Genomic DNA, 11,592 nt, shown 5'->3' on the forward strand with positions numbered 1-11,592 from the left:
CTGGACAAGGAATTGGCGAATGGCCTGTTTACGGAACGCAACAGTGTGTCAGGAAGTCTGCCGCGGCTCCATTGCCGCGCCGGCGGTGATCGCGGCGATCAGTGCGCGGCAGGCGGCGGACAGGCTGCGGTGCGGCGGATAGATCAGCGAAAAGCGGCGGCTGCGGCCCCAATGCTGCGGCAGCACCGGCACAAGCTCGCCGCTGCGCAGGCGCTCGTCGGCGATGAAGCGGTAAGTCTGGCAGATGCCCAGGCCCTGCCGGGCCAGCGTGACCACGCCCAGCACGTCGTCAGTGATGTGCATGCGCGCCGCAGGCAGCCAGTCCACGTCGCCGCCGCCATCGCGCAGCGGCCATGGCGCCGCCTTGCCGGTGCTGGGCATGGTGAACGGCAGGCAGGCGTGCCCGGCCAGGTCGGCTATGCTGGCGGGTGTGCCGGCGCGGGCCAGGTAGCCGGGCGAGGCCACCAGGCACAGTTGCGCATCTTCCAGCGGCCGGGCGATCAGGCCGCTATCGGGCAGCGTGCCCTGGCGGATGGCCATGTCATAGCCTTCCTGCACCAGGTCCACATTGCGGTTGGAGATGCTCAGTTCGACCAGGACGCGCGGATGCTGCTCCATGAACGGCTGCAGCAGCGCCGGCAGGCGGTAGTGGCCGTAGGTGGTGGGGGCGCTCAGGCGCACGGTGCCGGACAGTTCGCCGCCCTGGTCGCGCATCGAGCGTTCGGCGTCCGCCATCAGGCCGAAGGCGCTGCGGGCCTGGTCCAGGTAAGCCTTCCCCGCGTCGGTCAGACTGAGGCGGCGGGTGGTGCGGCGCATCAGTTGCACGCCCAGGCGGGCTTCCAGCCGGGCCACCGCGCGGCTCAGCACGGAGGCGGTCGTGCCCAGGGACACTGCGGCGGCGCTGATGGTGCCCTTGTCGGCGATGACGAGGAAGGCTTCCACGTCGCCCAGGTAGTCGAATTGGCGAGGCATTAAGCTCTTTCAAGAACAAATGATTTGAATTGGTGGCAGTTTATTGTCTCTGGCAATGGGAATAGAGTAGCGCTTATCCACTTAGCCCACAAGGAGTTTTGCCATGAAAGCTGTCATTCCTACCGCTGCTGCCCTTGCCTCGGCCGCCGTGCTCGGCCTTTGCGCCGCCGGCGCGCAAGCCGCCAACGTGCTGGTTGTGTTGTCGGACGCGTCGACGCTGGCGTTGCGCGGCCAGCGCGTCTATGAAACCGGCTTCTACGCCAACGAACTGATGCAGCCTGTCAAAAAACTGATGGACGCCGGCCACAGCATCACGTTCGCCACACCGCTGGGCAAGGCGCCCGCCGTCGACCGCAATTCGCTGGACGCCTCGCTGTTCGGCGGCGAAGCAGCCATGCGGGAACATCTGGCGCTGCTGGCGCAGCTCAAGCTGACCTCGGTATCCGCCTCGCCGGTGCTCAGCCTGGCCCGCGTGGAGCAGGGCGGCTACGCCCAGTATGACGCGGTCTATATACCGGGCGGCCACGCGCCGATGCAGGATTTGATCCGCAGCCCGGCGGTCGGCCGTTTGCTGGCCCATTTCCACAGCAGCGCCAAGCCTACCGCGCTGGTCTGCCACGGCCCGGCCGCGCTGGTGGCCGCGCTGGACCGGCCCGAAGCATTCGTTGCCAAGCTGGAATCGGGCGCCAGGGTGGACGGCAAGGGCTGGATCTATGCCGGCTACCGCATGACGGTGATCAGCAATGCGGAAGAGGAGGCCGGCAAGGGCTACCTGAATGGCGGCGTGATGAAACTGACGCCGCAGACGGCGCTGGAGCGCGCGGGCGGCAAGTACAGCAGCGGCCCGAACTGGGCGCCGCATATCGTTTCGGACCGCGAACTGATCACCGGCCAGAATCCGGCCTCGGCCGTCGGTGTGGCCGATCTGCTACTGGCCCGCTTGCCGGCAGCCGCACTGAACACTACTAAATAGCGGATTGGTATTAACATTTTGGCCCGGCTCGTGCTACTATTTCCAGCACTGTCCAGAACAGCGTACCAAGCGCCCAAACCGCAGCGCGTCCTCCGTGCAGAGCAAGCACATGCCTACCCAGCTCCGTAGGCAGCCCGAGGGAGTCAGTACTATGAGCAGCTGCAAGCGAAACAACCACGACCTGGCCAAGGTGATCGAAGAGGGCCGGCGTATAGACGCGGCCCAAGGCGCCGCGAACGCCTGGGCCTACCTGCTGGCCCATTCCGTCGACCCCAAGACCATACTGCGCGTCCTCACCGGCAATGCCGTGCGGCGCGACGCCGGTTTGCACTAGCGGGCAGGGATGCCGGCCGCTGCGGCAGGCTCACCGCCGACCAGGCGTTTCATGGCTTGGGACACCGCGCCCATTTTGTCGTCCTGCTGGTTGATATCCGAGCAACTTTCCTGCAGCGTTCTTTCGGAGGACTGCGCCGGATAGCGGCCCAACAGGCTGGAGCAGTCACAGCGCAGGCGGGCCTTCAGCTTCTTCGACTTGCGCTCCCTTAGCTCGGCGACCCAGCAGCTGTCGGCGCAGCCGCACGATTTGTAGGTCAGCACTTCCGATGCTACCGCCCACGGCACGGCATAGGTGGCTGGGGCACTGCTCGCCGAGGCGGGGTTGGCAAGCGTCAGAAGCAGCAGGGCGGCGAACAATCTCAGGGACATATTTTCCGGATTTTCATATCGGCGGCAAACGGCGCCTTCGAAAGCCAGGGGCCCGCGGCTTGCGCCGGGAGCCCCTGGGATGCTGGCTGTTCAGGCGGCGGCGCTTAGTCGCGGATTTCCAGCGCGCGGTTCAGGCTCAGTGCGGCCAGGGAGCCGACAGCGCCGGACAGCAGGTACAGGCTGACATAGGCCAGGCCGAAGTTGGCCGACAAGCCCAGCGCCACCAGCGGGGCGAAGCCCGCGCCCACCAGCCAGGCCAGGTCGGACGTCAGGGCCGCGCCGGTGTAGCGGTACTTGGTCTGGAAGTTGGCGGTCACGGCGCCGGCGGCCTGGCCGTACGACAGGCCCAGCAGCAGGAAGCCCACCATCAGGAAGATGTTCTGGCCGCTCTCGCCGCCGTCCATCAGCATCGGCACGAAGCCGCTGAACACGGCGATCAGCGCGGCCAGGGTGCCCAGCGTGGTGCGGCGGCCGAAGCGGTCGGCCAGCAGGCCGGAGACGATGATGCCGAACGCGGCCAGCACCGCGCCTATCATCTGCAGCCCCAGGAAGTCGCTCAGCGAACGGGTCGAGTACAGATTGATCCACGACAGCGGGAACACCGTCACCAGGTGGAACAGCGCGTAGCTGGCCAGCGCGGCCAGCGCGCCGATCAGCACGTTGCGGCCTTGTGAGCGGGCCAGTTCCATGACCGGGGTTGGATCCAGCTCATGCTCGTCCAGCAGCTTGGTGTATTCCGTGGTGGAAACCAGGCGCAGGCGGGCAAACAGGGCCACCACGTTGATGGCGAAGGCCACATAGAACGGGTAGCGCCAGCCCCAGCCCAGAAATTCCAGCGTGTTCAGCTCGGCCAGCAGGAAGGCGAACAGCCCGGCGGCCAGGATGAAGCCGACCGGCGCCCCCAGCTGGCCCAGCATGGCGTACCAGCCGCGCTTGTTCTTCGGCGCGCTCAGCGCCAGCAGCGACGGCAGGCCGTCCCACGAGCCGCCCTGCGCCACGCCCTGGCCGATGCGCAGCACCGACAGCATGATGATGGCCGTCATGCCCCAGTCCGCATACTCGGGCAGGAAGGCGATGCCGGCGGTGGAGGTGCCCAACAAGAACAGGGCGGCGGTGAGCTTGGCTTCGCGTCCGAAGTGCCGCTGCAGCGTCATGAACAGGATGGAGCCGAGCGGACGTGCGATAAAGGCGAACGAGAAAATGACAAAGGAGTACAGTGTGCCGTCGAGGCGGCTTTCGAAGGGGAAGAAGACTTGCGGGAAGACCAGCACCGAGGCGATGGCGTAGACGAAGAAGTCGAAGTATTCGGATGCTCGGCCTATCACAACCCCGATCGCTATCTCTCCGGGTTCGATGTGCCCATCCCTGGCATTAATATTCCGCGCCCCCTGACTGGTCTGGCGCGATGGATGTTCGGCGGGAAGATCGCCGTTGAATGTTGTCGTCGTGGCCATATTCCTTGTCTCGCTTATTAGTTGTACAACGGTCCATCCCCGGGGGTAGGACAAAGTGTCCAATGTCCAGGAGCAGCCGTTGTGGTTACAGTACCATGTTATTCATTTTATGTAACGTACATAACCGCATGAAATCTCCCTTGAACCATCGTGGATTGGCTCTTTTGCCACTGTTGTTGCTTGCAGGCTGCAACACCGTGGTGATGAACCCGTCCGGCGATATCGCCGCGCAGCAGGCCCGCCTTGTGGTGGTGTCCACCTTGCTGATGCTGCTGATTGTCGTCCCAGTCATCGCACTGACCCTGTTCTTTGCGTGGAAGTATCGCCAAAGCAACACTAAAGCCAAATATGAACCCGATTGGGATCATTCCACCAAGCTCGAACTGGTGATCTGGGGCGCACCGCTGCTGATCATCATCGTGCTGGGCCTGCTGACCTGGATCAGCACCCACAAGCTGGACCCCTACCGTCCGCTGGACCGCATTGACGAGAAGCGTCCGCTGGCCGCCGGCGTCAAGCCGCTGGAAGTGCAGGTGGTGGCGCTGGACTGGAAATGGCTGTTCATTTATCCGGAGCAGGGCATCGCCACGGTGAATGAGCTGGTGACGCCGGTCGATGTGCCTGTACGTTTCAAGATTACCGCCTCGAACGTGATGAATGCCTTCTATGTGCCAGCGCTGGCCGGCATGATTTACGCGATGCCGAGCATGGAGACGCAGCTGAACGCCATCATCAACAAGCCTGGCGTATACGACGGCTTCTCGGCCAACTTCAGCGGCGCCGGCTTCTCGCACATGCGTTTCAAGTACCACGGCGTGAGCAACGCGGACTTCGACACCTGGGTGGCCAAGGTCAAGGCCTCCGGCGCCACCGGCAGCGTCGCGCTGGACCGCGCCAACTACCAGGTGCTGGAAAAGCCGAGCGAAAAAGAGCCGGTGCGCTACTACCCGACCGTTTCTGCAGACCTGTACGACGCGATCCTGAACCGCTGCGTCGGCGACGGCACCACCTGCATGAACAAGATGATGGCGGATGACATCGTGCGCGCGAAAACCGCGGCCGAGCTGTGCAATACGCCGACTCCCGTGCCTAATCTTTCCATGAAGAGCAACAATGCAACACGATACTGATCTCATCTTCGGACGGCTGAGCTGGGAAGCGATTCCCTTCCACGAGCCTATCCTGCTGGCGACCTTCGCCGGCGTAGTGCTGGGCGGCATAGGCCTGCTCGGCGCCATTTCCTACTTCCGCCTGTGGGGCAACCTGTGGACGAACTGGATCACCAGTATCGACCACAAGAAAATCGGCATCATGTACATGATCCTGGGCCTGATCATGCTGCTGCGCGGCTTCGCCGACGCGCTGATGATGCGCGCCCAGCAAGCCATGTCCTTCGGCGACTCGGCCGGCTTCCTGCCGCCGCACCACTACGACCAGGTCTTCACCGCCCACGGCGTGATCATGATCTTCTTCGTGGCGATGCCGTTCGTGACCGGCCTGATGAACTACGTGGTGCCGCTGCAGATCGGCGCGCGCGACGTGGCCTTCCCGTTCCTGAACAACTTCTCCTTCTGGATGACCGCCTTCGGCGCGATCCTGGTGATGGCGTCGCTGTTCGTGGGCGAATTCGCCCGCACCGGCTGGCTGGCCTATCCGCCGCTGTCGGGCATCCTGGCTTCGCCCGACGTCGGGGTGGACTATTACATCTGGTCATTACAGGTGGCCGGGGTGGGGACGCTGCTGTCCGGCGTCAACCTGGTGGTCACCATCGTGAAGATGCGCGCGCCCGGCATGGACATGATGAAGATGCCGGTGTTCACCTGGACCGCCCTGTGCACCAACGCGCTGATCGTGGCCGTGTTCCCTGTGCTGACCGCCGTGCTGGGCATGCTGTCGCTGGACCGCACCTTCGGCACCAACTTCTTCACCAACGAGCTGGGCGGCAACCCCATGCTGTACGTGAACCTGATCTGGATCTGGGGCCACCCCGAGGTGTACATCCTGGTGCTGCCGGTGTTCGGCGTGTTCTCGGAAATCGTCTCGACCTACTGCGGCAAGCGCCTGTTCGGCTACACCTCCATGGTGTATGCGACCGTTGTGATCACCATCCTGTCCTACCTGGTCTGGCTGCACCACTTCTTCACCATGGGCTCCGGCGCCAGCGTGAACTCATTCTTCGGCATTACCACGATGATTATCTCGATCCCGACCGGGGCCAAGATCTTCAACTGGCTATTTACCATGTACCGCGGCCGCATCCGCTTTGAAGTGCCGATGCTGTGGACCATCGGTTTCATCATCACCTTCGTCATCGGCGGCATGACCGGCGTGCTGCTGGCCGTGCCTCCGGCCGACTTCGTGCTGCACAACTCGCTGTTCCTGATTGCGCACTTCCACAACGTCATCATCGGCGGCGTGGTGTTTGGCGTGTTCGCCGCCATCAACTACTGGTTCCCGAAAGCGTTCGGCTACAAGCTCAACGAGTACTGGGGCAAGTGGTCGTTCTGGCTGTGGTTCGTGGGCTTCTACTTCGCCTTCATGCCGCTGTACGTGCTGGGCCTGATGGGCGTGACCCGCCGCATGAGCCACTTCGACGATCCATCGCTGCAGATCTGGTTCCAGATCGCCGCCGTGGGCGCGGTGATGATCGCCGGCGGTATTGGCGCCATGCTGATGCAGTTCTGGGTTTCGTTCCGCGACCGCAAGCAGAACCTGGACGTCACCGGCGACCCATGGAACGGCCGCACGCTGGAATGGTCGACCTCGTCGCCGCCGCCGGACTACAACTTCGCGTTCACCCCGCGTGTGCATGACAACGACACCTGGGCCGACATGAAGAAGAACGGCTACCAGCGTCCGCTGAAGGACTACGTGGCGATCCACATGCCCAAGAACACCTGGGCCGGCTTCGCCATCGCGGCGATCAGCGGCCTGGTCGGCTTCGCGCTGATCTGGCAGATGTGGATCCTGGCAGGGCTGTCGTTCGCCGCCATGCTGGCAACCATCATTGTTCACACGTTTAACTACAAACGCGATTACTACATTCCTGCGGACGAAGTGGTCCGCACCGAAAATGCTCGCACCCAACTGCTGAATGCCCATGTCTGACGCCACTTTGAACCCAAGCTCGCGCTACTTCGTGCGCGAGCACCATCCGGAAAACGGCACCTTGCTCGGTTTCTGGATCTACCTGATGAGCGATTGCCTGATCTTCGCCGTCCTGTTTGCAACCTACGCCGTGCTGGGCCGCAACTACGCGGGCGGCCCGACCGGCGCCGAGCTGTTCGACCTGAAGCTGGTGGCATTGAACACCTCGATGCTGCTGCTGTCGTCGATCACCTACGGCTTCGCCATGCTGGAAGCGGGCCGCAAACGCCTGGGCGCCACCATGGGCTGGCTGATCGTCACCGGCCTGTTCGGTGCGGCCTTCATCTCGCTGGAACTGTACGAATTCATGCACCTGCTGCATGAAAACGCCGGTCCGCAGCGCAGCGCCTTCCTGACCTCGTTCTGGGCGCTGGTGGCCACCCACGGCCTGCACGTGACGTTCGGCATCGTGTGGCTGGTCACGCTGCTGTTCCAGCTGAAAAAGCACGGCCTGACGCATGAAAACATGCGCCGCATGACCTGCCTGTCGATGTTCTGGCACTTCCTGGACGTGGTCTGGATCGGCGTGTTCACCTTTGTTTACCTGATGGGAGTTCTGCCATGAGCGATCACAATCACGAGCACCATGGCCATGACGATCACGGCCACCACGGCCATGGCGACCACAACCACGGCAGCCTGAAGTCGTACACCATCGGCTTCATCCTGTCGGTGATCCTGACCGCCATTCCGTTCTGGCTGGTGATGGGCAATGTGTTCGCCAACCCGGCCACCACCGCCTTCACCATCCTCGGCTTCGCCGCCGTGCAGATCGTGGTCCACATGGTCTACTTCCTGCACATGAACGCCAAAGTGGAGGGCGGCTGGTCGATGCTGGCCATGATGTTCACGCTGATCCTGGTGGTCATCGTGCTGGCCGGCTCGATCTGGGTCATGTACCACATGAACACCAACATGATGCCGGGCATGGACGCGCACCAAATGCGCAACATGCCATGATGTCCGCACCGCGCACCCCCGCCGCGCTGCGTCTGCGTTCCGCAGGCCTGCGCTACACGCTGGTGGGCTGCGCGGTGCTCGTTATTGCGGTACTGCTCGCGCTGGGCACCTGGCAAGTCCAGCGCCTGCAATGGAAACTGGCTCTGATCGAACGCGTCAACGCGCGCGTGCACGCGGAGCCGGTGCCCGCCCCCGGCCAGCAGGACTGGGCCAAGGTCTCTGCGCAGGCCGATGAATACAAGCATGTCCACCTGACGGGCATGCTGCTCCCCGAATACTCCACCAAAGCGCAGGCGACCACCGAACGTGGCCCTGGCTATTGGCTGCTGACGCCGCTGTGCCTGGCGGACGGCAGCAACGGCGTCAGCATTGTCATGGTCAACCGCGGCTTCCTGCCGCTGGACGCTGCTGCCCGAGTCGAATCCAGCCTGTCCAACAGCGTGCCCGCCGGCAGCGACGCCTGTGCCGCCGCCGCGCTGGCCGGCCGCGCTGCGGTGCGCCTGAACGGCTTGCTGCGCATCAGCGAAGTGGGCAAGGGCCCGATGGGCCTGCGCGCCAACGAGCCGGCGCAAAACCGCTGGTACGCGCGCGACGTGCACGCCATGGCGGCCGCGCGCGGCTTGCACACGGCGCGCGTGGCGCCTTACTTCGTCGATGTCGACGCCGGCCAGTACGTGGCCGACCTGGACCCGGCCGCGCGCCCTTACGGCGGCATGACGGTTATTTCTTTCCCCAACAATCATCTGGTTTATGCTCTCACCTGGTACGCGCTGGCTGTTATGATGGCGGCCGCGCTGGCGTGGGTGATCCGCGACGAGCGCCGCCGCGCGCGCAGGGACGGCGCGGACGCATAAACCGGGCGAGGGATGATGTCGGGCCAAATACTTTCGATAGCAAAATTGCCGTCCTTCCTGGCCCAGGCCAGCGCGGGACAGGCGGCAGGGCACCAGAACATGCAGCAGCTGATCCAGCTGCGCTGGATCGCCGTGGTCGGCCAGGTGACCACCATCGCGGTGGTGGCCTGGGGCTTCGGCATCAAGCTGCCGCTGGTGTATATGCTGGAAGTGCTGGCCTGCCTGATCGCCTTCAACGTGGCCAGCCAGCTGCGCTGGCATGAAAAATGGGCGGTGTCGAACGCCGAACTGTTCATCGCCATGCTGGTGGACGTGGCCAGTCTCACGGCCCAGCTCTACCTGAGCGGCGGCACCTCCAATCCCTTCGTCTACCTCTACCTGCTGCAGGTGATCCTGAGCGCGGTGCTGCTGGAGGCGTGGTCGACCTGGACCATCGTCGCCATCGCCAGCGCCTGCCTGGCCGGGCTGTCGGTGTGGTCCAAGCCGATCGCGCTGCCGCTGTTCCACGAGCGCGGCTACTTCAGCCTGTACATCCAGGGCATGCTGATCTGCTTCGCGCTCAACGCGGCGCTGCTGGTGGTGTTCATCACCCGCATCATGAGCAATCTGCGCGCCGGCGACGCCATGCTGGCCAGCATGCGCCAGCGCGCCGCCGAGGAAGAGCACATTGTCCGCATGGGCCTGCTCGCCTCGGGCGCCGCGCACGAACTGGGCACGCCGCTGGCCACCTTGTCGGTCATACTGGGGGACTGGCGCCGCATGCCCGAATTTAGCAAGCATCCCGAACTGCTGGAGGAAATCGGCGAAATGCAGGCCCAGCTGGCGCGCTGCAAGTCCATCGTCAGCGGCATTTTGCTGTCGGCGGGCGAGGCGCGCGGGGAGTCGTCGGCGCGCACCACCATCAACACCTTCCTTGACGAACTGGTGCAGGAGTGGCGCGCCAGCCGCCCGGTGGCCGCGTTCGAGTACGATAACCGGATCGCGGACTTGCCGGTGGTGTTCGACTCGGCGCTGAAACAAATGATCTGCAATGTGCTGGACAATGCGCTGGAAGCGTCGCCGGAATGGATCAGGCTGGAAGCCGCCTGCGACGATGGCGCGCTGAAGCTGCTGGTCAGCGACAACGGCCCGGGCTTCGCGCCCGGGATCCTGGAGCAGTTCGGCAAGCCCTACAATTCGAGCAAAGAGGCGCCCGGCCGCGGCCTGGGGCTGTTCCTGACGGTGAACGTGGCGCGCACCCTGGGCGGCACGGTTAGCGCCAGCAACCGTCCCGAAGGCGGCGCGGCCGTCCAGTTGAGCTTGCCGCTTACGGCCATCGCAGTGGAAGAGGAATAGGCATGAGCGCAGAAGAGGCATCAGGGCAGGAAGCGGCTGAGGTACGCCAGCTCATCATTATCGAAGACGACGCTGCCTTCGCGCGCACGCTGGGCCGTTCGTTCGAGCGGCGCGGCTACCAGGTGCTGCTGGCGGCCAGCCTGGAGGAAGCCGAAGCGCTGCTGGAGGAGCATTCGCCCGGCTACGCGGTGGTCGATCTCAAGCTCAAGAACAACACGTCCGGCCTGCTGTGCGTGCAGATGCTGCACGCGCACGACCCGGACATGCTGATCGTGGTGCTGACCGGCTTCGCCAGCATCAACACGGCGGTTGAGGCAATCAAGCTGGGCGCCTGCCAATACCTGGCCAAGCCCTCCAACACGGACGACATCGAAGCGGCCTTCGCCCACGTGGCCGGCAGCGCCGGCGTCGAGATGACCAACCGCTCCACGTCGATCAAGACGCTGGAGTGGGAGCGCATCCACGAAGTGCTGGCCGAGACCGACTTCAACATCTCCGAAGCGGCGCGCCGCCTCGGCATGCACCGCCGCACGCTGGCGCGCAAGCTGGAAAAGCAGCGCGTCAAGTAGGCGCCTGGCGCGGCGCCTAAGCCTTGCCCTCGGCGCCGCCCTCCATGCGGGCCCGCGCCAGCGCCCATTCAAAGTCCTGCACCATGTCGTTCAGGCCGCGCGCGGTCACTTGCGGCAAGTCGGACTCCATCAGCGGCGCCGGCGCGGCGACCGGCCCCTTGGCGTACACGATTTCCCCACCCGTCGCCTTGGACAGTTCGGCCAGCCGCGTTGTGGCCAGCGGCAGGCCATAGCCGTCTTGCGTCAGCTTGACCCCGAGCTTGTGCACCGTGCCGGCGGCGCCCGACGCATACACGGTGGCCACCACCTCGCCGTTGGTGACGATCTGCGCGTAGACCCGATCCGGGTTGTCCCTGGCGTGGCGCACCGCGGCCGCTTCGCGGGCCTGCATCTGCGCCTCGCGCAGCTGCAATTCCGCCACCTGCTCGGGCGTGGCGGGCAGCACGAAGCCCGGCTTGTCTTTGGCCAGGTCGGCGATGGAGGCCACAGGGCCTTGCACGCGGAAGGAATTGCTGGATTCGATACGGGACATACGGCCATCTCCCTGATTGTCTGGTAACGGAAAGTGTACATCGATTCCAGCGGTGGACAAGCGGTCATTCTTCCGGGTAAGATGATTTTTT

At 64.3% G+C, this 11,592-nt stretch carries 13 protein-coding genes; 9 read left to right on the forward strand and 4 right to left on the reverse strand.

All coding sequences use genetic code 11. From position 1 onward, the window contains the following. Positions 1-48: 48 nt before the first annotated feature. A complete protein-coding gene (locus ASD15_RS18165) occupies positions 49-972 on the reverse strand; it encodes a LysR family transcriptional regulator (RefSeq protein WP_057156430.1) in 924 nt (307 codons plus the stop codon). Between the two features lie 103 nt (positions 973-1,075). Between ASD15_RS18165 and ASD15_RS18170 the strand changes: the two genes are divergently transcribed. Together ASD15_RS18170 and ASD15_RS18175 are read left to right on the forward strand one after the other, a co-directional pair. Next, on the forward strand, positions 1,076-1,945 hold the full coding sequence (locus ASD15_RS18170; protein WP_057156431.1) for a type 1 glutamine amidotransferase domain-containing protein: 870 nt from the start codon (positions 1,076-1,078) through the stop codon (positions 1,943-1,945). Positions 1,946-2,096: 151 nt separating this feature from the next. Next, on the forward strand, positions 2,097-2,279 hold the full coding sequence (locus tag ASD15_RS18175; protein ID WP_057156432.1) for a hypothetical protein: 183 nt from the start codon (positions 2,097-2,099) through the stop codon (positions 2,277-2,279). On the opposite strand, the gene ASD15_RS18180 is transcribed toward ASD15_RS18175, so the two are convergent. Together ASD15_RS18180 and ASD15_RS18185 are read right to left on the reverse strand one after the other, a co-directional pair. Beyond that, positions 2,276-2,650, reverse strand: coding sequence for a hypothetical protein (locus tag ASD15_RS18180; RefSeq protein ID WP_157201008.1), 375 nt, complete (start codon positions 2,648-2,650; stop codon positions 2,276-2,278). The genes ASD15_RS18175 and ASD15_RS18180 overlap by 4 nt on opposite strands. 104 nt (positions 2,651-2,754) lie before the next feature. Next, positions 2,755-4,104 carry an MFS transporter gene (locus tag ASD15_RS18185; RefSeq protein ID WP_057156434.1) on the reverse strand — a complete coding sequence of 450 codons (1,350 nt, stop codon included), beginning with the start codon at positions 4,102-4,104 and terminating at the stop codon, positions 2,755-2,757. Positions 4,105-4,232: 128 nt separating this feature from the next. Here ASD15_RS18185 and cyoA point away from each other — a divergent pair, with 128 nt between their 5' ends. From cyoA to ASD15_RS18220, 7 genes are all read left to right on the forward strand, one after another. Continuing rightward, the gene (gene cyoA / locus ASD15_RS18190; protein ID WP_082551923.1) at positions 4,233-5,234 is read left to right on the forward strand and encodes a ubiquinol oxidase subunit II; all 1,002 of its coding nucleotides are present in this window, start codon (positions 4,233-4,235) and stop codon (positions 5,232-5,234) included. Next, on the forward strand, positions 5,218-7,212 hold the full coding sequence (gene cyoB, locus ASD15_RS18195; RefSeq protein ID WP_057156435.1) for a cytochrome o ubiquinol oxidase subunit I: 1,995 nt from the start codon (positions 5,218-5,220) through the stop codon (positions 7,210-7,212). Before cyoA ends, cyoB begins: the two co-directional genes overlap by 17 nt. After that, positions 7,205-7,816: a cytochrome o ubiquinol oxidase subunit III gene (cyoC, locus tag ASD15_RS18200; protein WP_057156436.1), complete on the forward strand. Its 612-nt coding sequence runs from the start codon at positions 7,205-7,207 to the stop codon at positions 7,814-7,816. Before cyoB ends, cyoC begins: the two co-directional genes overlap by 8 nt. Next, complete coding sequence (gene cyoD, locus ASD15_RS18205; RefSeq protein ID WP_057156437.1) at positions 7,813-8,211, forward strand: cytochrome o ubiquinol oxidase subunit IV; 399 nt, start codon at positions 7,813-7,815, stop codon at positions 8,209-8,211. Before cyoC ends, cyoD begins: the two co-directional genes overlap by 4 nt. Beyond that, entirely contained in the window at positions 8,208-9,065 is an 858-nt protein-coding gene (locus ASD15_RS18210) for an SURF1 family protein (protein ID WP_057156438.1), read from the forward strand. Before cyoD ends, ASD15_RS18210 begins: the two co-directional genes overlap by 4 nt. A gap of 99 nt (positions 9,066-9,164) precedes the next feature. Then, positions 9,165-10,400 (forward strand): ATP-binding protein, encoded by a 1,236-nt coding sequence (locus ASD15_RS18215; RefSeq protein ID WP_229418271.1) that lies wholly within the window; start codon positions 9,165-9,167, stop codon positions 10,398-10,400. Positions 10,401-10,402: 2 nt separating this feature from the next. Continuing rightward, complete coding sequence (locus tag ASD15_RS18220) at positions 10,403-10,969, forward strand: response regulator transcription factor (protein WP_057156439.1); 567 nt, start codon at positions 10,403-10,405, stop codon at positions 10,967-10,969. Positions 10,970-10,985: 16 nt separating this feature from the next. On the opposite strand, the gene ASD15_RS18225 is transcribed toward ASD15_RS18220, so the two are convergent. Next, positions 10,986-11,501 carry a hypothetical protein gene (locus tag ASD15_RS18225; protein ID WP_057156440.1) on the reverse strand — a complete coding sequence of 172 codons (516 nt, stop codon included), beginning with the start codon at positions 11,499-11,501 and terminating at the stop codon, positions 10,986-10,988. Between the last annotated feature and the right edge of the window lie 91 nt (positions 11,502-11,592).

The organism is Massilia sp. Root351, from assembly GCF_001425045.1.
GTDB lineage: Bacteria > Pseudomonadota > Gammaproteobacteria > Burkholderiales > Burkholderiaceae_D > Rugamonas.